Annotated in this window: 20 protein-coding genes and 1 pseudogene; 10 read left to right on the top strand and 11 right to left on the bottom strand. The window is 64.2% G+C overall.

The features are described from left to right. The first annotated feature begins 68 nt into the window (after window positions 1-68). The 5 genes from WH5701_RS09915 (at window position 69) to WH5701_RS09895 (ending at window position 9,381) form a co-directional block, all read left to right on the top strand. The gene (locus tag WH5701_RS09915) at window positions 69-1,160 is read left to right on the top strand and encodes an efflux RND transporter periplasmic adaptor subunit (RefSeq protein ID WP_232201823.1); all 1,092 of its coding nucleotides are present in this window, start codon (window positions 69-71) and stop codon (window positions 1,158-1,160) included. 9 nt (window positions 1,161-1,169) lie between these two features. Then, window positions 1,170-4,574: an efflux RND transporter permease subunit gene (locus WH5701_RS09910; protein WP_006172137.1), complete on the top strand. Its 3,405-nt coding sequence runs from the start codon at window positions 1,170-1,172 to the stop codon at window positions 4,572-4,574. Beyond that, window positions 4,574-4,858, top strand: a complete 285-nt coding sequence (locus WH5701_RS09905) for a hypothetical protein (protein ID WP_006172135.1) — start codon at window positions 4,574-4,576, stop codon at window positions 4,856-4,858. Before WH5701_RS09910 ends, WH5701_RS09905 begins: the two co-directional genes overlap by 1 nt. A 95-nt stretch (window positions 4,859-4,953) precedes the next feature. Then, window positions 4,954-6,102, top strand: coding sequence for an efflux RND transporter periplasmic adaptor subunit (locus WH5701_RS09900; protein ID WP_006172132.1), 1,149 nt, complete (start codon window positions 4,954-4,956; stop codon window positions 6,100-6,102). Between the two features lie 9 nt (window positions 6,103-6,111). Beyond that, window positions 6,112-9,381 (top strand): efflux RND transporter permease subunit, encoded by a 3,270-nt coding sequence (locus WH5701_RS09895; RefSeq protein WP_006172131.1) that lies wholly within the window; start codon window positions 6,112-6,114, stop codon window positions 9,379-9,381. Between the two features lie 93 nt (window positions 9,382-9,474). On the opposite strand, the gene WH5701_RS09890 is transcribed toward WH5701_RS09895, so the two are convergent. Further along, on the bottom strand, window positions 9,475-11,127 hold the full coding sequence (locus WH5701_RS09890) for an alpha-D-glucose phosphate-specific phosphoglucomutase (RefSeq protein ID WP_037980895.1): 1,653 nt from the start codon (window positions 11,125-11,127) through the stop codon (window positions 9,475-9,477). Window positions 11,128-11,270: 143 nt separating this feature from the next. Here WH5701_RS09890 and WH5701_RS09885 point away from each other — a divergent pair, with 143 nt between their 5' ends. Further along, window positions 11,271-11,645, top strand: coding sequence for a hypothetical protein (locus WH5701_RS09885; protein WP_006172128.1), 375 nt, complete (start codon window positions 11,271-11,273; stop codon window positions 11,643-11,645). A gap of 32 nt (window positions 11,646-11,677) precedes the next feature. Here the strand turns inward: WH5701_RS09885 and WH5701_RS09880 are convergent, their stop codons facing one another. From WH5701_RS09880 to WH5701_RS09845, 8 genes and pseudogenes are all read right to left on the bottom strand, one after another. Continuing rightward, window positions 11,678-12,169, bottom strand: a complete 492-nt coding sequence (locus tag WH5701_RS09880; protein ID WP_006172126.1) for a hypothetical protein — start codon at window positions 12,167-12,169, stop codon at window positions 11,678-11,680. Between the two features lie 38 nt (window positions 12,170-12,207). Next, entirely contained in the window at window positions 12,208-13,539 is a 1,332-nt protein-coding gene (locus WH5701_RS09875; protein ID WP_255346386.1) for an FAD-dependent oxidoreductase, read from the bottom strand. 92 nt (window positions 13,540-13,631) lie between these two features. Next, window positions 13,632-15,173, bottom strand: coding sequence for an IS5-like element ISSysp4 family transposase (locus WH5701_RS09870; RefSeq protein WP_006170113.1), 1,542 nt, complete (start codon window positions 15,171-15,173; stop codon window positions 13,632-13,634). A 50-nt stretch (window positions 15,174-15,223) separates the two neighbouring features. Next, window positions 15,224-16,615: a phosphatidylserine/phosphatidylglycerophosphate/cardiolipin synthase family protein gene (locus WH5701_RS09865; RefSeq protein ID WP_006172122.1), complete on the bottom strand. Its 1,392-nt coding sequence runs from the start codon at window positions 16,613-16,615 to the stop codon at window positions 15,224-15,226. A gap of 57 nt (window positions 16,616-16,672) precedes the next feature. Continuing rightward, complete coding sequence (locus WH5701_RS18050; protein ID WP_006172121.1) at window positions 16,673-16,846, bottom strand: hypothetical protein; 174 nt, start codon at window positions 16,844-16,846, stop codon at window positions 16,673-16,675. Then, window positions 16,846-17,955, bottom strand: coding sequence for a DUF4912 domain-containing protein (locus tag WH5701_RS09855; protein ID WP_006172120.1), 1,110 nt, complete (start codon window positions 17,953-17,955; stop codon window positions 16,846-16,848). Before WH5701_RS09855 ends, WH5701_RS18050 begins: the two co-directional genes overlap by 1 nt. 199 nt (window positions 17,956-18,154) lie before the next feature. Next, window positions 18,155-18,916 carry a phycobilisome rod-core linker polypeptide gene (locus tag WH5701_RS09850; protein WP_006172119.1) on the bottom strand — a complete coding sequence of 254 codons (762 nt, stop codon included), beginning with the start codon at window positions 18,914-18,916 and terminating at the stop codon, window positions 18,155-18,157. A 116-nt stretch (window positions 18,917-19,032) separates the two neighbouring features. Next, window positions 19,033-19,661 (bottom strand): annotated as a pseudogene (locus tag WH5701_RS09845) (phycobiliprotein lyase). Between the two features lie 55 nt (window positions 19,662-19,716). Between WH5701_RS09845 and WH5701_RS09840 the strand changes: the two are divergent. Continuing rightward, complete coding sequence (locus WH5701_RS09840; protein ID WP_156776621.1) at window positions 19,717-20,616, top strand: DMT family transporter; 900 nt, start codon at window positions 19,717-19,719, stop codon at window positions 20,614-20,616. On the opposite strand, the gene WH5701_RS09835 is transcribed toward WH5701_RS09840, so the two are convergent. Beyond that, complete coding sequence (locus tag WH5701_RS09835; RefSeq protein ID WP_006172111.1) at window positions 20,582-20,971, bottom strand: hypothetical protein; 390 nt, start codon at window positions 20,969-20,971, stop codon at window positions 20,582-20,584. The two genes, WH5701_RS09840 and WH5701_RS09835, sit on opposite strands and share 35 nt — an antisense overlap. Continuing rightward, complete coding sequence (gene sufR, locus WH5701_RS09830) at window positions 20,964-21,632, bottom strand: iron-sulfur cluster biosynthesis transcriptional regulator SufR (RefSeq protein WP_006172109.1); 669 nt, start codon at window positions 21,630-21,632, stop codon at window positions 20,964-20,966. The genes WH5701_RS09835 and sufR overlap by 8 nt, the downstream gene beginning before the upstream one ends. 306 nt (window positions 21,633-21,938) lie before the next feature. On the opposite strand from sufR, the gene WH5701_RS09825 reads away from it, so the two are divergent. The 3 genes from WH5701_RS09825 (at window position 21,939) to sufC (ending at window position 24,611) form a co-directional block, all read left to right on the top strand. Further along, window positions 21,939-22,310 carry a ferredoxin-thioredoxin reductase catalytic domain-containing protein gene (locus tag WH5701_RS09825; RefSeq protein WP_006172107.1) on the top strand — a complete coding sequence of 124 codons (372 nt, stop codon included), beginning with the start codon at window positions 21,939-21,941 and terminating at the stop codon, window positions 22,308-22,310. 5 nt (window positions 22,311-22,315) lie between these two features. After that, window positions 22,316-23,758 carry a Fe-S cluster assembly protein SufB gene (gene sufB, locus WH5701_RS09820; RefSeq protein WP_006172105.1) on the top strand — a complete coding sequence of 481 codons (1,443 nt, stop codon included), beginning with the start codon at window positions 22,316-22,318 and terminating at the stop codon, window positions 23,756-23,758. Between the two features lie 64 nt (window positions 23,759-23,822). Continuing rightward, window positions 23,823-24,611 (top strand): Fe-S cluster assembly ATPase SufC, encoded by a 789-nt coding sequence (gene sufC / locus WH5701_RS09815; protein ID WP_006172103.1) that lies wholly within the window; start codon window positions 23,823-23,825, stop codon window positions 24,609-24,611. The last annotated feature ends 6 nt before the right edge of the window (window positions 24,612-24,617 follow it).

Below are 24,617 nucleotides of genomic sequence, written 5' to 3'. Positions count from 1 at the left end.
GGATCAACCCTCACAAGCTGCAGCTGGAGGCTCGTGCCTGCAGAATCGGGCAACTCTTGTCCTCGTGCGTGAAGCGTTCCTGTCTGGTGGTCCCGGCCGCAATCAGTCTGCTGGCGGCTGGTCTCAGTGGCTGCGGCGATCCCCCCAATCCGCCGCCCAGGCAGGTCCAGGTCAAGACCGAACCGGTCGCTCAGGCCCGCTTCAGCGATGACGTCGACACGATCAGCACCCTTGAGGCTCTCAGCGTGGTGGAGCTGGCGGCCCAGGCCGGCGGCCGCATCGAGCGCCTGCTGGTGCGTCAGGGCGATGTGGTGCGACAGGGCCAACTGCTGATGGTGCTCGATCAGGTGCAGGTGCGTGCCGATGTGGCCAGTCTGCGCGCCCAGCTGGAGAAGGACGAGCTCAATTACAAGCGCTTCGAGTTCCTGGTGCGCCAGGGTGCCGCCAGCGCCCTGCAGCGCGACCAGTTTCGGGCCCAGTTCGTCCAGTCGAGGGAGGCCCTGCGGGCCCGAGAGGCCGATCTGGCCTTTCGCGACCTGCGCTCCCCCAGCGATGGGGTGATCAGTGATCTGCAGGTGAAGGTGGGCGATGTGATCAGTGCCGGGGATCCCTTCACCAAGGTGGTGCGCAACGACCGCCTCACCGCCCGCATCGACGTTCCCGGCGTGCTGACCGCTCGGGTGAGGCCCGGTTTGCCCGTGACTCTGCAGGAGCCTCAGTCCCCGAGGGTGCTGGCCCGCGGCGTGGTCAGCTCGGTGGATCCGGTCGTCAATGCCGGCAACCAGGCCTTGCTGGTGAAGGCCGAATTCAACAATCCCACCGGCGCCCTGCGCAGCGGCCTGCGCTTGCGCACCCGGGTCCAGCTCGATGCGGCCGATCTGCCCTCGGTGCCCTTCGCCGCCGTCACCCAGACGGCTGGCCAGAGCTTCGTGTTCGCCCTCGGCACCCTGCAGGATCTGGAGAAGAACCCCGGCAAGGCTTCTCTGGATCAGTTGCGCCAGTTGCCCCCGGGCACCAGCTTCGCCCTGCAGCTACCGGTTCAGCTCGGCTCCCTGCAGAACAATCGCTATCCCGTTTTGAGTGGTGTTTCTCTCGGTCAACGTGTGATCACCACCAATCTGCTCACCCTTCGTCACGGCACTCCCGTGACGCTGAAGTAGGAGCAGTCGATGTCTGCGTCCGATAACTTCATCACCCGTCCGGTTCTGACCGTTGTCTGCAGTCTGCTGATCGTGATCGGTGGTCTGATCTCGATTCCGTTGCTGCCGGTTGAAAATCTTCCCGACATCGCACCCCCCACGGTGACGGTGAATGCCCTCTACAACGGTGCCGATGCGATTTCCGTCGAGGAGGGTGTCACCAATGTGCTGGAGCAGCAGATCAACGGGGTGGAGAACATGGATTTCATCACCTCTTCCAGTGCAGCCTCCGGCACAAGTTCCATCACCGTGTCATTTGCCAGTGGCACCGACGGTGACATCAATCAGGTGAATGTCCAGAACCGGGTAGCCCTGGCCCAACCCCAGCTTCCGGAGGAAGTGCGGCAATCAGGTGTTGTGGTGAATAAAGCCTCCAATTCCATCCTTCTTGTTTACAACTTCGGCAGTGAGGACGCTAATAAGCCGTACAGTACGGAGTTCATCAGTGGTCTGCTAGATCAGACCCTGCTTGACAAGATCAAGCGCGTCAAGGGGGTCGGAAATGTCACCATAGCCGGCCAAACGCTCGCCTTTCGCCTCTGGCTCGATCCTGATCGTCTGGCTGCCAATCGGCTCAGCTCTGCCGATGTGGTGAATGCTCTGCGCAGCCAAAGCCGACTTGTTCCGGCTGGGCAGGTGGGAGGCGAACCGGCCCCCAAGGGGCAGAAGTTCACCTTCACGGTGCAGTTGCAGGGAAGGTTGCGCAGCTCCGAGGAATTCTCCAACCTGATCCTGCGCAGCACCGGGGATGGCGGTCTAGTGCGGCTGCGGGATGTGGGTCGTGTGGAGCTGGGAGCTGAAAGCTACGTTTCCAATGCCACTGATCTGCGGGCCGTTCCCTCCGTGGGTCTGCTGGTGTATCAGTTGAGCGGCAGCAACGCTCTGGAAGTGTCCCGGGGTGTGCAGGAGGTGCTGGAGGAGTTCAGCAGCACGATTCCTCCAGGGATCAAGATTGAGAAGATCTACGACGTCACCGACTTCATCAATGCCTCGATCAAGGGAGTCACCAACTCCCTGCGCGATGCCGTGGTCCTTGTGGTGCTGATTCTGTTCCTGTTCCTTCAGAACTGGAAGGCCACCCTGGTGCCCGGCATCGCCATCCCGGTGGCCCTGGTGGGCACATTCATGTTCGTGAAGGTCGCCGGTTTCTCGCTCAACCAGCTCACTCTCTTCGGCCTGGTGCTGGCCACGGGGCTGGTGGTGGATGACGCCATCACCGTGATCGAGGACACCTCCTCGAAGAAGGCCCAAGGGATGACGGCCTTGCAGGCAGCCAAGAGCACGATGAACGAGCTGTTCGGTGCCGTGATCGCCACCTCGCTGGTGCTGTTTGCGGTGTTTCTGCCGGTGCTCTTCTTTCCAGGAGCCACGGGCACGATCTACAAGCAGTTCGCCGCCACGATCATCTTTTCGGTGGCGATCTCCACCTTCAATGCGCTCACCTTCTCGCCGATGCTCTCGGCCCTTCTGCTGGCCCGAGAAGGTGATCCCCCGGGACGGCGCACCTACGCCATCGCCGGCACATCCATCGGTTTCATCTATGGGGTGCTCGTGAGCGGCGGCGGCATCCTTGTGGTGCTCGGCTTCCTGGTGGCGGGGCTTTTGATGGGCTACCTGCTGGGGCTGATCACGCGCCTCCCCCTGCGGTTGCCGGTCACGGCGGCGGCGGCGGTGCTTGGCCTGGTGCTGGGTGGAGTGGCCCGGCCACTGGCGGTGGTGATCTTCGCCTTGATCGGTCTGGCCCTGGGCTTCTTCCTTGAACCGATCTTTACGCGCTTCAACAGGTTCTACGCCTCCGGAGAGCGGGGCTACCGGAAGGGCCTCGGCTGGGTGCTCAGCCACCGGATTCTGATCATGGGGGTGCTGGTGGGAGGTATCGCCCTCACCGGTGTGGCCTTCACCTCCATCCCCTCGGGTTTCGTGCCGATCGAGGATCAGGGTTATGCCATCGGCTTCGTTCAGGCCCCCGATGGGGTCTCAGAGCAGAACACCCGGGCCATCAACAAACAGGTGGCCGAAATCCTGCGCAGCGAGAAGGACATCAGCAACGCCCTGCTGATCAGTGGTTTCAGCCTGGATGGAAATGCGCCCAACAGGGGTCTCTTTTTCTTCGGCACACGGAACTGGGCCGATCGCCCCGATGCCGACCAGTACATGGCCGCCATCGTCGAGCGGCTGAACCGCAAGATGGCGGCGATCGACGGGGCCAGGATCTTCGTGGTCGAGCCGCCCGCCATTCCCGGCTACGGCACCTCCGGCGGGTTCGAATTCCAGCTGCTGGATCAGAGCGGTGGAGCCCTCAGCCTTCCCGACTTCTTCACCAGTGCCAATCAGCTCATCGCCAAGGCCATGCCCACGGGGATCTTCGAGCGGGTCTTCACCCAGTTCACGCCTGAATCCCCCCAGCTCAAGGTGAGTGTGAACCGCGACCAGCTGGCCGCTCTCGATGTGGACTATGGCCAGGCGATGCAGACCTTCAGCTTCTACTTCGGCGGCGCCTACATCAACGACACCTTCCAGGAGGGCAAGATCCGCCGGGTCTATGTGCAGGCCGATGCTCCGTTCCGGGCCACGCCAGAGCAACTGAAGGCCCTGTTTGTGAGCAATCGCCTTGGTGAGCCGGTGCCTCTGGCGGAGGTGTTCACCGTGGAGCCGGCCACAGGTCCAGCGGTGATTCCTCACTTCAATCTGTTCCGCTCCATCAAGGTTGAGGGCTCCCCGGCGCCGGGTCGAAGCTCCGGAGAGGCGATCAAGGGCATGCAGGACACCTTCTCCCAGCTCGGGATCAATGGCCTCAACTTCGACTGGACCGGCCTCTCCCGGGAGGAGGTCAAGGCAGGGGCCCTGGCTGTCGTGATCTTCGCCTTCGGAATTCTTGTGGTGTATCTGGTTCTCGCCGCTCAGTACGAGAGCTACGTCGACCCGCTGATCATCCTGATGACGGTTCCCACCGCGATGCTGGGAGCTCTGGCCTTTCTGGCCGCACGCGGCGAAGTGCTCAACATCTACGCTCAGGTCGGTCTGGTGATGCTGATCGGCCTGGCCGCCAAGAACGGCATCCTGATCGTGGATCTGGCCAATCAGCGCATGGCCGAAGGAGCCTCGGCCATCCAGGCCGCACGTGAGGCGGCCGAATCCCGCCTGCGGCCGATTCTGATGACGGCCATCTCCTCCCTGTTCGGCTTCCTGCCCCTGGTGCTGGCCAATGGAGCCGGTGCCCGCAGCCAGGCCTCCCTCGGTACCGTGGTGTTCGGCGGCCTGATGGTGGCCACCGTGCTTTCGCTGTTCGTGGTGCCGGTCTTCTACGTCGTCATCAAGCAGCTGGGCAGTACTGGGGCGGCGACCCCTCCTGAACTTCCCGCTTCCTCGCCCTGATGGCCGCTGAGCCCCAGCCCCTCAATGGACGGCGCATCGTGCTCACTGGGCTGGTGGGTGCTGGCCTCGGCCTGGCCGTGAGCGTGTTTCTGCAGACCGTGGTGCGCAACACGCCGGTCTCGGTGACGTCCTACGCGGTCTTCTGGTTCCGGATCCTGCTGGCCTCCTTCGGTGGACTGGGGGGCATGGCGATCGAAACCGTGCGTCAGCTGCAGGTCACTAATCCGGATCCGGCGTATCGCCAGCCACGAGGCAAAAGCGCTGGACGCAGGAATAGCTCCTGAAGGGGACTTTCTGCGTGGAGCCTGCAGGTGGCGCTCGACGCCCTCGGGGTCTTCACTTAGGTTTGCGCCAAATACTTCCTGCCAAGCCTGTCCCGATGCGGTTACGCCTGGCACCCCTCTCCCTCCTGCTGGCGGTGGCGATGGTGGGATGCTCCCGTCCGAAGTCTGCGGCCTTCACCCCACCGGCGGTACAGACTGTGGTGCTCGGTGAGGCCACCTTCACCCCCGGCATTCAGGTGGTGAGTGAGCTGGAGTCCCGCACCAGCGTCACCCTCAAGCCGGAAACCGATGGCAGGGTCGTGAAGATCGAGGTGAACCAGGGTGACCTTGTGCGCAAGGGCCAGGTGCTGTTCGTGCTCGACAACGTTCAGCCCACGGCGGCGTACGACGCCAGTAAGGCGGAGGCCCGCAAGGATCTGCTCAACGCCGAGCGCTACATCTTCCTGAATGATCAGGGGGCCGTGTCCACCAAGGAACGCGATTTCTACATCACCCAGGCCATCCAGAGCCGCGATCAGGCCCGAGCCTCGAAGGCCACCCTGGGGTACAGCTACATCCGGGCACCGTTCGATGGGGAGATCGGCGATCTGAGCTCGGTGAAGGTGGGCGATTTCGTCAAGACTGGCCAGGCGATCACCGGGATCGTGAGCAACAGCCTGCTGTGGACGAACATGGATGTGCCTGCCACGGTGGCCAACAGGGTGAAAACGGGCCAGCCCGTGCTGCTCACCACCCAGGAGACTCCTCCCTTCCGGGGTCAGGGCAAAGTGGTGTTCATCTCCCCCTACTACCGAACCCTCTCGGCCTCCAGCAGCAGCTCTCCGAACACTGTGCTGGTGAAGGCCGAATTCCCCAACCTCACCGGCAAGCTCAAGCCCGGTCAGAAGGTGACCAACCTCATCATCACCGAGGAGAAGCGTCAGCTGGCTCTGCCGGTGCAGGCTGTGCTGATGCAAGCGTCCCAACCGTTTGTGTACAAGATCTATCCGCTCTCGGAGGTGGCTCCGAAGATCCGGGAGTCGACACAGGTACCGGAGGAGATGAAGAGCAAGATCCTTTCCTTGCCCGGTGGAACACCGATCGTGGTACAGACGGCCGTGAAGGTTGGCAAACTTCAGGGCGATGTCTATCCGCTGCTCGATGGCCTCAAGCAGGGCGACAAGGTAGTGGTGAGCAACACGGCCCTGCTGCGCTCGGGGCTGCCGGTCCGGGATGAACCCGCCAACGACCTGATGGGGAACTGAGGCGCCCCGATGTCCTTCTCCGACAATTTCATCAAGCGGCCCGTCCTCACCACGGTCTGCAGCATTCTGATCGTGTTGGTGGGGATGATCAGCATCCCGGTGCTCGCCATCGAGAACCTGCCCAACATCGCTCCCCCCCTGATTCAGGTGGTGGCCAACTATGGGGGCGCCAACGCTGAGGTCACTGAAGTTGCAGTGACCAACCCCATCGAGCAGCAGATCGATGGTTCCCCAGGGGTTTCGTACATCGCTTCGAACACGACCCTCACCGGCAACAGCACGATCAACGTCTATTTCGATCAGGGCACTGACATCGACATCGATCAGGTGAACGTCCAGAACCGGGTAACTCTGGCGATGCCCCAGTTGCCGCAGCAGGTTCAGGCCACCGGCGTATCGGTGAAGCAGTCCACCCCCTCGATCCTCCTGGCCTATCAGGTGGGCTCCAGCGACGGGCAGTTCGATGCCCCCTATCTCAACGGTCTGATTTACTCCAACCTCTACTACCAGCTCAGCCGGGTTCCCGGTGTGGCCAATGTGAGCCTGCTGGGGGGGAGCAATCCCGCCTTCTGGCTGTTCCTGGATCCCAACAAGCTCACCACCAACGACATCACCGCCGATCAGGTGCTGAGTGCCGTGAGCAATCAGAACTTCGTGGCCGTCGGCGGACTCATCGGTGGACCTCCAGCCGGCGGCAATCAGGCTTTCACCTATCCCCTGAAGGTTCAGAACAACGGCAACCTCACCTCCATCGACCAGCTCAACAAGCTGATCCTGGGCAAATCACCCAACGGCAATCTGCTGCGTCTCGAGGATGTGGGCCGCGCCACCTATGGGTTCAACTCGTACAGCACCGCCGGCGTTGACAAGCACAATCACCCGGCGATTGTGGTGGCGGTGTTCCAGACGCCCGGCAGTAACGCCCTCGATGTCTCTGAGGGGGTGGTGAAGGTGATGAACGCGTTCGCTGCCGGCGCTCCCCCGGGCGTCACCGTGGGACTGATCTACAACATCGGTCAGTTCATCCAGTCGGCTGTCGAAGGGGTGATTGATGCCCTTGGACTGGCGATCGTGCTGGTGCTGCTGATTCTGTTCCTGTTCCTGCAGGACTGGCGAGCCACGATCGTGCCCAGCCTGGCCATTCCGATCTCGCTGGTGGGCACCATGGCCTTCGTGAACGTGTTCGGATTCTCGATCAATCAGCTCACTTTGCTGGGTCTGGTGCTGGCCACCGGACTGGTGGTGGACGACGCCATCGTGGTGATCGAGGCCGTGTCGGTGAACCTGGCGGCCGGCATGAAGCCGCGCCAGGCGGCCATGGAGTGCATGGGGGAACTCATCGGCGCCCTGATCTCCACCGCACTGGTGCTGATGGCCGTATTCGTGCCGGTGGCGTTCTACCCGGGCAGCATTGGCATCATCTACCGCCAGTTCGCGCTCACGATCGCCTTCGCGGTGGGGATCTCGGCCTTCAACGCCCTCACCTTCTCGCCGATGCTCTCCGGCCTGATCCTGCGCAGCAGCAAGCCGCCGCCGCCGCGCGGCTGGCCCTGGATCGTGGCCGGGGTCGTGGTGGGTCTGGCCTTCGGCCGCTTCAACGGTGTGGGCGGCTGGACCTATGTCCTCGGCGTGGTGCTTGGGGTGATCGGCGGCGCCAACCTGCCTTGGATCTTCGATCGCTTCAACGCCTTCTTCGATCGGCTTCAGAACGGATACGCGCGGCTGGTGGCCTTCCTGGTGGACAGCCGCAAGATCGTGATGCTCACCCTGGTGGGCGGCATCGTGGTCACCGGCTTCGCCTTCTCCGCCCTGCCCCAGGCCTTCATTCCCGACGAGGATCAGGGCTATGGCCTCGGCATCTTCCAGCTGCAGAACGGGGCCTCCCTGAGCCAGAGCCAGAAGATGGCCAGCCAGATCGCCAAGGTGCTCGATGAGGAAGAGGAGATCGTCGGCGCCACGGTGATCAGTGGCTATGGCTTCAATGGCGGCAGCCCCGACCAGGGAGCTTTCTTCTACGGCTTCAAGCCTCTGGACGAGCGCCAGTCGGCGGATCAGAAGGCACCGGCGATCATCGAGCGCCTCAACACCAAGCTCAAAACAATCAGCAGCGGCCTGGCCATTGCCGCGCAGCCTCCACCGGTGCCTGGCTTCTCCTCCCAGGGTGGCTTCGCCTTCCAGTTCAACGACCTCAGCAACGGGGGCTTCAGTTTCAGCGAGCTCGATGATCTGGCCAAACAGGTGGTGGCCAAGGGCAACGCCACCGGCTTCTTCGGATCGCTCTACACCCAGTTCATTCCCAGCGCCCCCGCCTTCGAGCTCAAGGTGGACCGCGACGCGCTCGGCACCCTGGATGTGGACTTCAAGCAGGCGATGACCACGATCGGGATCCTGGCGGGCAGCAACTTCGCCAACCTGACCTATCAGGCCGGCCAGGTGCGCAACATCTACGTGCAGGCGGATGCCGATCACCGCAGCACCCTGGAAGATGTGGAGGGCTACTACGTCCGCAACCGCAGCGGTGATCTTGTGCCTGTTTCTCAGTTCACCAGCGTGGAGCTCACCAGCGCCCCGCCGGTGATCAACCATTACAACCTTTACCGCTCGATCGTGATCCAGGGGGCCGAGGCGATCGGCAAGAGCTCGGGGCAGGCTCTCGAAAAGATCCAGGAGGTGTTCAAGGCCCAGAATTTCAACAACATCGCCTATGCCTTCACTGGGCTGGCGGCCCTGCAACTCTCGGCCGGTGCGTCAAGCATTCTCGTCTTTGGTTTCGGCATCCTGGTGGTGTACCTGGTGCTCTCGGCCCAGTACGAAAGCTATGTCACCCCGGTGATCATCCTGATGACCGTTCCTCTGGCCATGCTCGGTGCTCTTGTTTTCCTGGCCGCCCGATCGATCGACCTCAACATCTACGCCCAGGTAGGTCTGGTGACCCTGATCGGCCTGGCGGCCAAGAACGCCATCCTGATCGTGGAGGTTGCCGAGCAGAAACTCAAAGCAGGATCCAGTGCCACCGATGCCGCCATCGCTGCGGCCGAATCCCGCCTGCGGCCGATCCTGATGACGGCCATCGCGGCCCTTGCTGGTTTCTTCCCACTGGTGGTGGCCAGTGGTGCCGGTGCCCACAGCCAGCAGGCACTCGGTTCGGTGATCTTCGGGGGGCTGCTGGTGGCCACGGTGCTGTCCCTTGGGGTGGTGCCGCCGTTCTATGTGTTCATCAAGCAGATCCGGCACTCAGATCCTGGCCTGGCGCAGCCGCATTCCGATCCGGTTTCATGACACGGAGCCGTCCTCGCCCTGCTGCAGGATCTGCTCAACGAGAACACAGCACAGTCCCCAGCGTGGGCAACAGTTGCTGGGGTGATCACTGGTTCAGGTGATCACCGTGGGCCGCTCCATGCCGGTGCAGCCGCGGATCTCGGCAAGGTGGTCGGCGGCGGTGATCAGATCAGCGAGGGCCTGCTGGGGATCCTGATCGAGGTTGCCTCCGGCTCCCACGTAACTCTCCAGGTAGAGGCGCAGGGTGGCCCCCTGGGTGCCGGTGCCCGAGAGGCGGAACACCACCCGACTGCCGTCGTCGAGCAGCAGGCGCAGGCCCTGGCCGCTGGTGAGGGAGCCATCCACCGGGTCGGTGTAGCTGAAGTCGTCGGCGGTGGCGATGCTGCGGCCGGCGAAGCCGGCCCCCGCCAGGGAGGGCAGCAGACCCTTCAGGCGGCCGTAGAGGCCATCGGCTCTGTCGCTGGCGATTGCTTCGTAGTCGTGGCGGGAGTAGTAGTGGCGGCCGAAGCGGCTCCAGTGGCTGGCCATCACCTCGGCCACCGAGCAGCGCCTGCGGGCCAGGATCTGCAACCAGAACAGCACCGCCCAGAGACCATCCTTCTCGCGGATGTGGTCGCTGCCGGTGCCGAAGCTTTCCTCACCGCAGAGGGTGATGCGGCCGGCATCGAGCAGGTTGCCGAAGAATTTCCAGCCGGTGGGGGTTTCGAAGCAGGGGATGGCCAGCTCCTTGGCCACCACATCCACCGCGGCACTGGTAGGCATCGAGCGGGCAACCCCGGAGAGCCCACCGGCATAGCCGGGAGCCAGGGTGGCGTTGGCGGTGAGCACCGCCAGGCTGTCGCTGGGGTTCACGAAGCAGCGGTGGCCCAGGATCATGTTGCGGTCGCCGTCGCCGTCACAGGCGGCCCCGAAGCGGTAATCGTCGCCATCGAGCAGCAGCTCGGCCAGATCATGGGCATAGGTGAGGTTGGGGTCGGGGTGGCCACCGCCGAAATCCTCCAGGGGCGTGCCGTTGCGCACCGTGCCTGCCGGTGCCCCCAGCATCCCCTCCAGCAGGCGGCTGGCGTAGGGACCGGTGACGGCATGCATGGCATCGAAGGCGATCGGGAAGTCTCCCCTCAACATCTCGCTGATCGCGTCGAAATCGAACAGGCCCTGCAGCAGGGCCACGTAGTCGTCGACCCCATCGATCACCTCGATGCGCAGGCCGCCCAAGGCGTAGGTCCCCGTCCCCTTCAGGGACGGTGTCTCGGCGTCAAGGATCCGGTAGCCCTCCAGCTGGGTGGTGGCGCTGTAGATGGCATCGGTGATGGATTCGGGGGCCGGCCCGCCATTGGCGCCGTTCACCTTGACGCCGAAATCGCCCTCGGGGCCGCCGGGGTTGTGGCTGGCCGAGAGGATGATGCCGCCGATGGCCTGGTGCTTACGGATCAGGTTTGAGGCGGCGGGGGTGGAGAGAATCCCGCCAGTGGTGGTGATCAGCCGGGCCACGCCATGGGCGGCGGCCATGCGCGCGATCACATCGATGGCCCGAAGATTCCCGTAGCGGCCGTCGCCGCCAAGGATCAGCGTGCCCCCCGCCACTCCGGGCATCACCCGGAACACCGCCTCCACGAAGCTCTCCAGGTAGTGGGGCTGCTCGAACTGACGGCTGCTCTTGCGCAGGCCGGACGTGCCGGGTTTCTGGTCGGTGAAGGGGGCGCTCAGGAGCACCTGACGAACCGATGGCGATGGAGAGGTGTCCATGGCAGCGGCTGGAGCATCAGAGGAAGCGCTGCTGGTCATGGGGCCGACCTGTGGAGAAGCCCAAGCTAGCCCTGCGGTCAGGCTGCATCTGGCACGTCGCTATCCACTGGCTAGCCTGCGCTCACTGCAGGATGTCTGAGCCAATGGCCTTCCCCGCCGCCCAGTCGAGCCGGATCCAGGGGCTGTTGTTGTCGCTGGCGGCCCTGAGCCTTGCCCCAGTCCAGGCCGGAGTGATGGGGGCTGCACCTGCCAAGCCCATGCCTGAGGCCATCAGCGTCAGCCGGAAGGCGGCCACGGCCGTTCTTGAGAAATCGGGTACCTCGAGCTGCCTCACCGGCAAGCTCACCAATGCCCTGCTCGGCCTGTCCTCCAGCTGTGAGGCCCAGGGTGATCGCTCCCCCCTCTGTGAGCTGGCCAATCAGGCGGCGGTGACCACCGGCTGGTCGATGGAGTTCATGGAGCGCACCTCCAAGGAGTTGCTGAAGCTCTCGGACACGCCCGTGGCCACAACCCCCTGAGCTGAGCGCGGCCACCAGGCTTGGGCCACCCCTCAGCGGCCGCCTGATCCGAAACCGAAGCCCGAACCGGATGGTCGACTCCCGCCCGAGGCGCCTGGAGGCCCACCGCCTGTGGAATCAGGCCCACCTGGACCACCTGCCCCGTCCGTTTTGGCCACGGGCTTGCTCACCGGACGGCAGCTGCTGACCACCCGATCTGCGGCGGCATCGATGCCGTCACGCCGGCTCAGGCTGTTGCTCTGTTCGGTCACGGCAATCTGGACCACGCCCCAGAGGGCGTCCTTGCAGAAGCCCGAGAGCAACGGGTGATCCATCAGGGGATCCGCCAGCTTGCGGGCCCGATCACAGGTGGCGGCGCTGTTCTCCCTGCCGCAGTCGAGGGCGGCCAGTTGCACCTGGCGCAGCGTCTCCGTGCTGGGGTAGATGGCGTAGAGGTCATTGGCCCGGGCCGGGCCATGGGCCAGGCCGGGAGCCGCGAGCAGAGCGGCGCTCAGCAGCGTGACGGCAAGGCTTGATCGGGCCATCGATGCAGGGCAGCAACTGCCCCCATCATGGCGGCGGCTCAGACCGTGAGCTGAACCGGAGCCAGACCCTGCCGCAGGGGAATCTGGCGCTGCCGCCAGGAGTGTCCGATCCGCTCTCCCAGCCATGGAGCCAGCTGCACCAGGCCGCGGCGCAGCAGGGGCGTTCGACGCAGCAGCTGGGCCTGGCGAGCCTCCTGCTGTTGCAGGGCCTGGGCTCGCCGGATCTCCGGCCAGCGCTGGGCCTGGATCTGATCCAGGCTGCTGTCGATGGCGGCGGCATCGCCCGCCAACAGGGGTGCCAGCAGGTGGTTGGTGGCCACGATCGCGTCGCGCAGGGCCATGTTGATGCCCTGCGCCCGGATCGGGCTCATCGGGTGGGAGGCATCGCCCAGCAGCAACAGGCCGGGGCGGTGCCAGCGGCGGCAGCAGCCCACCTGCACTGAGAGCTTCAGAGGTGAGCTGATCGCTGGGGCCACCTCGAGCAGGTGATCAGCCAGCCAGCCGGGGGCCATCGCCGCAAAGGCTTCGCCCCAGGCCTGGGGGCTGCGCTCAATCCGCTCGCCGGGGCTCAGCACCCAGCCCAGCTGCAGTTCCCCCGGAAGGGCGCCATGGAAGAGGCTGCAGGCGCTGCCGTCCTCCCCCAGCAGCATCGTGAAGACGTTGTCGCGCTCGAAGCGGGGGTGGCTGGGAAGGCGGAACCAGAGCAGATCGATGGGGCTGCTCTGGCGCTCCAGCTCCAGGCCCGAACGCTGCCGCACCAGCGAGGAACGGCCGTCGGTGGCCACCACCAGGGAGGCTGCAAGCCGGCTTCCATCGCTGAGCACCACCCCGGTGATGCGGCCCCCGGCTTCGATCAGATCCACCACCGCCAGTCCGGGCCTCCACTGGAAGCCGCTGGCCCGGCTGGCCCGCTCCAGCAGGGCGTCGAGCAGTGCCGGCTGGGAGATCAGCGTGCAGGGGCGATCGCCCTCCAGGGGTTCCTCGACCCGGAACAACTCCCGGCCATGCAGCTGGAACGACCAAGCGCTGAGGGTCCGCTGGGGCAGGCGGGCCAGCAAGGGGCCGCAGCCCATGGCCTCAAGGGCTGCCAGGCCCGAGGGCATCAGCCCCTCGCCGCGGAACTGGCGCTGAAAATCCCGCGCCGCTTCCACAAGGGTCACCGGCACCCCCCGCTCGGCCAGAAGCATCGCCAGGGACGCGCCTGCCGGGCCTGCCCCCACGATCACGACGGCCTGGGGGGATGGGGCTTGGGTCATGACTTCTGCGCTTTGGCTGCCAGGGGCCGCGGCGTCCCTTGCCCGCAGGTCTGGCGAATTCGTTCCAGCTTGCGCCGCAGCCGGGGCGTGATTCCCAGTTCCGCCCCCTGCCACATGCGGTCTTCCTCGCGGGTGAAGTGGGGCCTCCTGAAAAAGCTATTGCTCGGGCCAGCCTCTGATCCAGAGATGCCTGCGCCGTGATCATCTCAGCATGTAGCCAAACTCAGTCCCGATGAAATGAGCAGCGTGGGACGCCTCTCAGAGGCGATACATGCCATTAGCAAGCCTTGGAGTATGGCAATCAATACAACAAGAAGCTCCAGGAGCTTCTCGAGGTTCATGACCAACAGATTTATGGCGATGGTGCAACCTGAGGTCTCGGCCAGCTTCTCACGAACGAGCCCAAGCCCGAAACGGCGCTTCCCTTGGCCGAACTTCCCCTCTACACCGTTGCGCCGCCTCTGATCATCTAGAGCGATCTTCTTCTCTGCAGCGACGAGATCAGGATCATTTTTTGGCCTGCCAAGACGCGGCCCGCTCAAGCGAATTCCATGCCTCATGCAAAAGGCGCGGTTGGATCGTGTGCGATAGATCTGATCAGCACAGACAACCTTTGGATAAAAGCCATGGCGACGGTGAAAAGTGCGTACCTGGGATTTTAGGTCTTCTCCTTCGTTGTAGGGATCCCAGCTGAGACGATCCAGGAATGCAAATCCATCGCCACTGACCGAGATCGAGATCTTGGCACCAAATTCAACATTATTTCTAGTCTTGCCACGAACGATTGGCCTGATGTGGGGTTGTGTCAAACTGACGATTCGATCCTGAATACTTCTGGTGTCTGAGTGATACAGGATCTTTTGCTGCCTCACCAGCTCACTGATCACCAACAGCTTGCGATACCAATGGCGACCAGCCGCCAAAACTCTTGCACCGCAGGCGATCAGAGCATCGATACTGGACAGGTTTCGAGCCAGATGCCGGAGCTGCTGACCAATGGCCTTGCGAATCTTGCTGAGGCGCGGACGCTTCTTCTTGGCCACCGCCAGGAATTGACGACGGGCCTGACGCCGGTTGGTTCTTGGTTTGTGGCCAAACACATCACGCACTTGCTTGTGCATCTCATCAATCAGCTTCTCTGTCGTTTCGCGGGCTTCATTGAGAAGAGAGAGATCAGTGGGATAGCGAATATCGCTGGGCACGCATGTGGCGTCAATCAGAAGGATTCCTTGATGCCTCTTGGGCGCCTTCGCATCTTGGCTGGGGCGTTCAAGAGCGGCAGGCACTGATCCGTCACCATCATCAGGATCATCATTGTCGCCTTGTTTATTCTGTGCAATTTGTTGTTTGCCATGCCGGACGATCCGCTCGTTGCAGTCATTGATGGTCTTCTCTGGCAGCCGACGACGGAAATACACCATCATCGAGGGATCAAACGGTGCCTCGAACTGGAAGCCTTCCAAGCCAAGAAAGAACTGAAGATAGGGATTTTCCTTGATCTGCTCAACGAGCTCTTCGTCGGTGACCTGCAAGCGCTCCTTGATGATCAAGGCACCAAGGGCCATGCGAAAAGGCTTGGCAGGCGCTCCGAACCCCTTTGAAAACTGCGAGGCGTAGTGATGCTCCAGCTCATCCCAAGGGATCAGATCCGCCAACTTCACCCAGCGGTTATCCCCCGAGAGCTTCCCGCCGAATGGGAGGAAGAAATCATCAAAGGAGAGCTGATTGCCTTCCTTGCGGCGGTACATGTGGAAAACTTGGTGCAGCTTTTCGGCTCAATCCAGCCGATTTGCGCACATTATACCGCCATAGAAGTGCCCAGATCCACTGCACTGCAAGCGGTCTGGAGATCTTCAGGAAGCCCGAAGTGGGCCGCCAGTTGGGGCGACTCCACGATCATCAGCGTTTCGTCGTTGCCGTGGGCGGCGGACGGGCTCCAGTTGAACGAACCGGTGATCACGGTCTTTCCATCCACCACGGCGAACTTGTGGTGCAGCTTGTCGCCGCGAGCCAGGCGGGGCGTGCCCACCCCTTTGTTCGGCTGCTGCCAGGGGCTGTTGTCCTGCTCCAGTTTGCAGAAGCGATCCGGCATCGAGACGCCCAGCAGATCGAGCACCTCCGAGAAGCTGCGGCTGGCGAAGCCAGGATCGGCCAGAAGCCGGATCGCCACGCCCCGCTGCTGCAGCTCGGCGAGCCGGTTGGCCAGTCCCTGGGCTGAGAAGACGAACAGGCTCAGATCCAGCCGCCTCCTGGCCAGAGCCAGGCGTTGATCGAGCAGCAGCAATCCCTGGTTGGGATCCTTGCGGCGGTGGGGAGCGAAGAGCACTTCGACCCTGGTGGGCCCCACCATCACGGCCTGCACCGGCCCTTCCTCCTTGGCAATGCCGAAACGGCTGTCGGCAAGGCCACCGGGGCCATCCCCCCACATCCTGGTGAATTCCTTGCTGAACAGCGCGGAGAGCTCCCGGCTCTCGAAGCGCAGCAGGTGATTGACGTTGCCCAGGGTGCGACGGTCGTCGGGATCGCCGTGGATGCAGGAGGGGGTGAAATTGGCGGAGCCGGTCACCAGCCAGCGCTGGTCCACCACCATGAACTTGTGGTGCATCAGGCCGCTGCCTGCACTGCCATCGGCCGTGTCGTCGATCAGGGGAATGCCGCCCCGCTGCAGAATCCGGACGGCATCGCCCCGGTCGCGTTCGCTGGCGCTCAGGCGTCCGTCGTGGTCAGTGTCGGCCAGGGCCAGCAGCTGGCGATAGCGGCCGAGCTGGTGGGAACTCAGCCCCACAGGCAGCTGCTCACTGAAGGGGGTGCTGTAGGTGTTCTCGAGGATCACCCGCACGCGCAACCCCTGGCGCTTCCGCTTCGCCAGGGCTTCGGCCACCCGGGGCAGGGAGAGCTCCTGCACGGCCACCAAGATGTCGCTCTCGGCCCGCTCGATTGTTTCGAGCAGCAGTTGCTCGAGGTCGTCACCTCTGCGGCGCTCGCCGCTGATCGGGCTCCGGTAATGGCGGTCGGCGCGCTGATTGAAAGCCACCTCCACCTTCTCCGGCAGGGGCAGATCCACCGGGGGGGAGCCCAGGATGCGAGCGGTAGCGGAGCATCCGCCAAGGCCGAGAGCGAGCAGGCCTGACACCAAGAAGAGCGCCCGGGCGGCCTGGCTGGTGGGTTGAACGGCTGAGTGGGGGCTCACGGACAGCGCATGGCGGCTGCCCTGAGAATTCCCCGCTGAGGGGGAGTTGGACTGATCTCAGTGGTGACCTGGCATCTCGGCGGTGCGCAACATCAGGACGAACCAGAGGGTGCTCACCAGCACGGCCATGCCCACGGCCGTGCCCACGCCCACTCTGACCATCAGGATGGGGACGAGGAACGGCAGGGTGAGGGTGCCGGCCAGTGGTGTGAGGGCAACGAAAGCGCGCATCAGAACCACTCAGCCACGGCCTGGCTGGAGGGGTTGCTGTTGTCTTCGGGGGTGGTGCGCTCGAACTTGAGAGTGATGCTGCGTTTCTGCTCGCCATCAGCAGCCACCGCCTGAATGGGATAGAGCTGCTGGCCGTCGCGGAAGGGCACCTGCACCCGGAAGGTGCCATCGGGGGAGAGGGGCACGTCTTCATCGCCGATCGTGAGTTTGGCGGCCGGATCGGTGGCGCCGTAGACGATCAGCTCTGCATCGGCCACCAGCCAGAAGGAACGCTGGCGGGGCGCCACACCACCGATGCCTGATTCATTGCGGCCACTGGCCCAGAGGCCGATTCCCGAATCGTGGAGACTGCGCAGGCCTGCTGCGGAATCGGAGTCTTCGAGCTCGTGGAAGGCTTCGGAACCGCGGCCGAAGTGCTTCCAACGCACCGTGGCGGTCTGATAAAGGCGCTCGTGCAGGCCGCTGTCCACTCCGGTCGCGTTGGGGCTGCTCTGCGGATAGGTGGTGGCCAGGGCTGTGTCAGAGGGGGCCGCTTCCAGGGAGAAGGGAACGAACTGATCGAGGATCTGCTCGCTCGGATGCAGGGTAGGCACCCGGGCCACGGCGGAGAAGCCCATGGAGAACCAGCCGCCACCGTGCTTGCGGTATCCCAGCTCCACGCGGTAATCGCGGTCGCTGAGAGGAACGGGCAGGTACCACTCGGTGGCATGGCTGTCGACGGGCACCTCCTGGAGCGTGTGGGGGTGAGCAGCCCCCGAGGGCAGTCCGGTCACGTCGGCGACACGAAGGCAGAGCTGGCCGGCGCCGGCCTCGATGGCCCTGGAGCGCTCGGCTTCGGCGATCTCCCAGAACACATAGGCCCACTGGGGGTCCCGGGGCAGGAACACCACCTTGGTCTCAGCCTCGGGGCGTGGAGCTGGGCTGAAACCGGCCTCCAGGCTCTCGAGACTTGGGGAGGCGGAACCGGGTGCTGCGGATGGTTCGGAGCGGGCGACTTCCCCTTCGCCCTTGACGCTGTGGATTTCGCTCAGAAGCTCCTCCTTGGATTTGCGGCTGTACAAGCTCACGCCGAGGTCACTAGCGATCTGACGGAGCTGACGCAGGGTCATGCGAGCCAAGGACGAGAGAGCCTGAGTCACCGTTTCTCCGGATTTCGTTTGGGATCAGTTTGGGGTGAATCCCGCCGATCTCGGCCATCCAACCTCCCTCCGTCAGCAACAGCTGACTGGGGCACCGCTGGATGGCCACGAAAAAACGGCGGTGTGAGCCGCCGTTCTGAAGGGAGTTTTTGGTTGCAGGCCGCTGGTGTCAGCGGCCGACGCTGCGGTAGGGAACCTTGGAGAGATAATCCATGCCGGTGTTGCCCGACGATGCGGCTCCGGTACGCAGGGCAGGCAGGGAACGGACCCAGGGCAGGTAGTCCTCGGGGAAGCCACCACGGCGTTGCCGTGCCCATTTGGGCAGGGACTTGGCGGTGCCGGTGTAGACGATCTGGGGGAAACCCAGGATGCCTCGGTGGTAGGCCTCGTAGCGGGGCGAGGTGATGTTGAAGGGAGTTTCGCCCACTTCACGGGAGCCCACCACCCGGTTGCGGTGGTAGGGAACGGTGTCGTAGCCGAAATTCTCGAGATACTCGTCGCTGTCGAGGATCTGATCGACGGCGCCGGCGACGCCCTTGGTCATGATCACCGCCGACCAGGCGATCTCTTCGGCTTTGCCATACACCTGGCGGCCCAGCAGTTTCTCCACCAGGTGGCGGGCCACCCGGTAGTTGCTGTTGAGGTTGTAGAAGCTGCGGGTGAAGGTGTCCGAGAGGCAGAGGGCCCGGATGAAATCACGCACGGTGATCTGGCCATCGCGCAGCTGCGACTCCAGGATCGTGTCGCGATCGACCTTGAAGGCATGGAAGAAAATCTGACGGTAGGCCGATTCGATCACCACGTTCTGGGCGTTGCGGTCGAAGGCCTTGTCAAGCGAGACGCCTTTCGGATCCTCGTCGGAGCCCACTCGAAACGCCTTCACTCGAGAGTTCTGGCTGGTGGGTGCGTACTTCAGAAGCGGGATCGCCACGCGAACATCGTCATCCGTCGCTGTGGATCGTAGAAGTCAGGCCCGATCGAACCCCGCTCGGGGCGGCAGGGCTCACAGTCCGTAACGTTTGACACGCCCGCCGGGGCAAGCCCGCCCTACCAGCCGAAGGCCGAAACCAGAGCTCTGCGGCGGGTCTCCGCCGGGCCCGTGGCGCCCTCGCCCAAGTCGGCGGTTTCCCGGTCACTGTCGCTTTCCAGGCAGCGGCTTTCCATGCAGAAGGAGGCGGTGTTCGAGAGCCCTTCCACGGTGCTGGTGCGCAGGCGCAGGTTGGGGTTGGGAAACCAGAAGCGCTCCAGGCTGCTCATCGTTTCGTAGGCCGTGGTGAGCAGCAGGCCGTCGCGCTCGTCCATGCGGAAGTGGCCAGCCACCGGAGCGGTCTCCGCATACCCCCGGTCGCGCAGCAGCAATCCCACGCGCCCTGAGGGGTCGGTGGGAATCAGGCCGAACACCGACTCCCCCCCTGATGGGCTTCGCCGGCCTTGTCCCAGGCCATCGAGCCGCTCCAGCGCACCTGGCAGCCCCCCACCAGGCCCGCTGGGTCCTGGCCATGCAGTTCAGCGATCGCCTTGAGGCGCGGGTCGCGGCCCTCCACCTCGGTGACCTCGATCACCGACCCACCGGCCTCGGCACGCCGGTGCAACAGGTGGTGGCTGGTGCGCTGGGAGCGCCAGCGCCCGCAGCTGAGCCTGAAGAAACTGAGGGCATCGGCGATCGGAACGCTCACGGGGGCAGCACAGCTGCAGCGATGATCGCAAGTCCTTAACCCCAGCTGTTGCCCGGTGGCCACAACGGGAGTCGTGGCGGCCCTGGCCGCAGCCCTCTGCTGGGCGGTTTCCAGCAGCCTCTGGCGCCGTTTGCCCACCTCTTTGAGCGCCGCCCAGCTCAACCTGGTCAAGAACCTGCTGGCCGTGGGGATTCAGTTGCCGGTTCTGCTGCTGGGGGGCTGGCTGGTGTCGCCCCTGGCGCTGGTGCTGCTGGTGGCCAGCGGTGTGCTCGGCATTGCCCTGGGGGACAGTCTTTATTTCGCGGCTCTGCGCCGGCTGGGGACTCGCCGAACGCTCACCCTCGAAGCGGGTGGCCCGGCGCTGTCGCTGCTGGGCGGAGCTCTGTTCCTGGCCGAGTGGCCCCGCTGGCCCCAGGGGCTGGGGGTGGCGCTGATCTGCCTGTCGGTGGCGCTCGTGGCCCGTCAGCAGCCCCCGCCGGGGACTGCTGGCGTGGTGCCCTTGCCCCCGGGCGGCCAGCAGCTGGGCCTGTTGCTGGCCCTGGCCGCCCTGGTTTGCGGCAGTGCCGGCGCCCTGCTCTCGAGAGCGGCCCTGCGTGATTCGGCTCTGCCTCCGCTCCAGTCGGCCACCCTGCGCCTGGCGGCGGCGGCCATCGTGATGCTGCCGTTGCTGTGGCGGCTGCCGCCCCCGGGCGTGCGCCCGCGTCCCCTGCGGCGGCGTTGGCCCCTGGTGCTTTTGGCCACTCTGCTGGGCACGAGTGCCGGCATCGTTCTGCAGCAAACGGCCCTGCAGCATCTGCCGGCCGGCCTTGCCGTGGCCCTGCTGGCCACCGCTCCAGTTCTGGCCCTGCCCCTGGCGGGGTTGGAGGGGGACCGACCAGGCCTCGGTGGGCTGCTGGCGGCGGTGCTGGCCCTGGCCGGGGTCAGCCTGGTGGTGGGGTTGGGGTGGAGAGGCTGAGCCGGGTTCTGGCCTCCGCCTCCGCCCAGGCGATCAGGTCGTCGATCTCGAGGGCGAGAGGTTCCAAGCCCTGGCTGGCCGCCAGCTCCTGCAACTGCAGGGCTCCACGTTCTAGCTGGGTGAGGAACACCTGGTGAAAGTCGGGATCGGCGGCCAGGGTGCTGTGCCGCTCCATCCAGGCGAGCAGGGTGGGGCGTGCCGGCAGGGGACCGCTGCGGCGGCCGGCCACCTCCTGCAGGGTGCGCAGGCAGTGGGCCAGCAGGCGCAGGTGGTGGCGCTCAAGGCTGGGGAGCAGGGTCGCCTCGAGGATGGCCAGGTCGCCGCTGGCGAGGGGGCCATCCTGGGACTTAGCCATCCTTGGAGAACTGGGTGGCCCCCCCGTTGTGAGGGGTGATGCGGAAACCGCAGGAGTGCCCCGATTCGAGACGCCAGTGCACCCGCTCCACGCTGCAGTCGGGAAAGGTGTGGCGCATTTGTTGCAGTTCCTGGTCGCACAGCACCGGGAACTGTTCAGCCAGGCGGGAGACGGAGCAGTGGAATTCGCTCATGCACCAGGAGAGCCCGTCGGGCTCGGGGTGGCAGTCGCTGACATAGCCCTCGTTGCAGCGCAGCTCCACCAGCCGCTCCAGCCGCTCCAGCAGGCTGCCCGTGCCGATCTGGCGCCGGTAGTCGAGGGCTTTGGCGATGGCCTGCTGGCGCAGGAGGGTCTGCACGGTGTCGGCCGGCAGGCTGTCGGCCAGGGAGGTGAGCAGGCCGAGGGCGAAGTGCTCGCTGCCATTGGGGAAGCGGTCGTGGCCTTCGGCGGTGAGGTGCCAGTGATTGCTGGGACGCCCGGGCCCTTCGCCGCTGGAGCTGCTGGCCACCAGCCCGTCGTCTTCGAGGCTGCGCAGATGGCGGCGCATGATCTGCACAGACACGCCCAGAAGCTCAGCAAGCTGGGTAGCCGTGGCCTCCCCCTGGCGCAGGAGGAGAGCCAGAGCTGCTTCTCGGGTTGGGGCCTGGGTGGAGGCGCTCATCGGACACTCAGTCCGGTCCGTCCAATCGCGAACCTTCTCCACACATTGCCACGCTCTTTCGACTGTTGTGGCAAAGAGCAGTTCACAATGGCTCCAGCCCCCATCGCCAGCTCGGCTGCCCTAGGGTTGCTAGTAACGAAACGACTGAGTTTCGTAATTCAATGGTGCCGTCAGTGCGGTCCATTGGCCCTGTTGGGGAGCGCCAGCAGCCTCCCCCCGCCCTGCCGCTGCTGGGTTCTGTCTCCGCCATCCCGCCGCCTGGGTTCTCCGCTCCGGCCTCGGTGACTCCCTCGTTCTTCTTAATTCATGTCCGACGCCCCCTCCGCCACGGCCGCCCCCAGCAGCGACAACCTGGAGTTGATCAGGCGCTTCGCCGAGGCCTACGCCAAGCGGACCGACACCTATTTCTGCAGTGATCCCGGGGTGACGGCGGTGGTGCTCGAAGGGTTGGCTCGGCACAAGGACCAGCTGGGAGCCGCTCTCTGCCCTTGCCGCCACTACGAGGACAAGCAGGCCGAGGCGGAGCAGGCGTTCTGGAACTGCCCCTGCGTGCCGATGAGGGAGCGTAAGGAGTGCCACTGCATGCTCTTCCTCACCGAAGACAATCCCTTTCGCGGTGAGCAGCAGACCATCGGTCTCGAGGAGATCAAGACCCACATCGAACCCCCTGCCGCCTGAATGCCATGAGCAGCACCACCAGCGTCGGTGATCTTGTCAGCCAACCCTATAAATACGGGTTTGTCACCGACATCGAAACTGACAAGATCGACAAGGGTCTCAGTGAAGATGTCGTCCGGCTGATCTCCTCCAAAAAGGACGAGCCGCAATTCTTGCTCGACTTTCGTCTGCGGGCTTACCGGCAATGGCTGCGCATGGAGGAGCCCGACTGGGCGGCCCTGGGGCATCCGGCGATCGATTATCAGGAGATGATCTACTACGCTGCGCCCCGCCAGCAGGAGAAGAAGGCGAGCCTGGATGAGGTGGATCCGAAACTGCTGGAGACCTTCGACAAGCTCGGCATTCCTCTGAGCGAACAGAAGCGTCTCAGTAATGTGGCTGTCGACGCCGTGTTCGACAGTGTGTCGATCGCCACCACCTACCGCGAGAAGCTTGCGGAGCACGGCGTGATCTTCTGCTCCATCAGTGAGGCCGTCAAGGATCACCCCGAGCTGATCGAGCGCTATCTCGGCACGGTGGTTCCCAGCAACGACAACTTCTTCGCGGCTCTCAATTCCGCCGTCTTCAGTGACGGTTCCTTCGTGTTCATCCCGAAGGGCGTGGAGTGCCCAATGGAGCTCTCCACCTATTTCCGCATCAACTCTGGTGACACCGGCCAGTTCGAGCGCACCCTGATTGTGGCCGAAGAAGGCGCCTCGGTGAGTTATCTGGAGGGCTGCACTGCCCCGATGTTTGACACCAACCAGCTGCATGCGGCGGTGGTGGAGCTGGTGGCTCTCGACGATGCCTCGATCAAGTACTCCACCGTTCAGAACTGGTATGCCGGTGATGAGAACGGTGTGGGGGGCATTTATAACTTCGTGACCAAGCGAGGTCACTGCCGCGGCGACCGCAGTCACATCAGCTGGACTCAGGTGGAAACCGGCTCGGCGATCACCTGGAAGTACCCCAGTTGTGTGCTCCAGGGGGCCCATTCGGTCGGTGAGTTCTACTCTGTGGCCCTCACCAACAATCTCCAGCAGGCCGACACCGGCACCAAAATGGTGCATGTGGGTCCCCATACCCGCTCCACGATCGTGAGCAAGGGCATCAGCGCCGGCCATTCCTCCAACAGTTACAGGGGGCTGGTCCAGATCGGTCCAAAAGCCCGGGGTGCGCGCAACTACAGCCAGTGCGATTCGATGCTGATCGGTGATCAGGCGGCTGCCAACACCTACCCGTACATCCGCTCTCAGCAACCCGAGGCCAGCGTGGAGCACGAGGCCAGCACCTGCCGCATCTCTGCCGATCAGCTCTTCTATCTCCAAAGCCGGGGTATCGGCTTTGAGGAAGCGGTGTCGATGATGGTGAGCGGCTTCTGCCGCGATGTGTTCAACCAGCTGCCGATGGAATTCGCGGCTGAGGCCGACAAGCTCCTGGCCCTCAAGCTGGAGGGATCGGTGGGCTGATCACCAGGCTTTGTTGTTCCGGAGCGTGGCTCCTTTCTTTGTTGTTTCCCTTGTTCCGCCAGCTGTGATTCGCCCCGACGCCGATACCCTCCTTGAAATCGTTGACCTGCAGGCCCGAGTGGAGGACAAGCCGATCCTCAAGGGCGTGAATCTCACGATCAAAGCCGGGGAGATTCATGCGGTCATGGGCCGCAACGGCAGCGGCAAGAGCACCCTCTCCAAGGTGTTGGCCGGCCATCCCGCCTACACCGTCACGGGCGGCAGCGTGCTTTACCGCGGCGCCAACCTGCTCGATCTCGAACCGGAGCAGCGGGCCCGGTCGGGGCTGTTTCTGGGGTTCCAGTACCCCGTGGAGATCCCCGGGGTGAGCAACCTCGAGTTCCTGCGGGTCTCCACCAATGCCCGTCGCATGGAGAAAGGTGAGGAGGAGCTCGATACCTTCGCCTTCGAAGACCTGGTGCGCGAGCGTCTGGAGGTGGTTCAGATGGATCCCGCCTTCCTCGAGCGCAGCGTGAACGAGGGCTTCTCCGGCGGAGAGAAGAAGCGCAACGAGATTCTGCAGATGGCACTGCTCGATCCCCTGGTGGCGATCCTCGATGAAACCGATTCCGGCCTCGACATCGACGCCCTGCGCATCGTGGCGGGAGGCGTGAACCATCTGGCCAGCCCTGAGAACGCCACCTTGCTGATCACCCATTACCAGCGCCTGCTGGATGTCATCACCCCGGACTACGTCCATGTGATGGCCGGTGGCCGCATCCTGCGCACCGGCGGCAAGGAGCTGGCCCTGGAGCTGGAGGATCGCGGCTACGACTGGGTCGACCAGGAGCTGGCCGTGCTGGAGGTGGCCTGATGGTGG

The sequence above is a fragment of the Synechococcus sp. WH 5701 genome (genome assembly GCF_000153045.1).
In the GTDB taxonomy this organism is placed as follows: Bacteria; Cyanobacteriota; Cyanobacteriia; order PCC-6307; family Cyanobiaceae; genus Regnicoccus_A; species Regnicoccus_A antarcticus.
The sequence above is the reverse complement of the archived record's forward strand: the minus strand, read 5'-3'. Positions and strand labels throughout refer to the sequence as shown.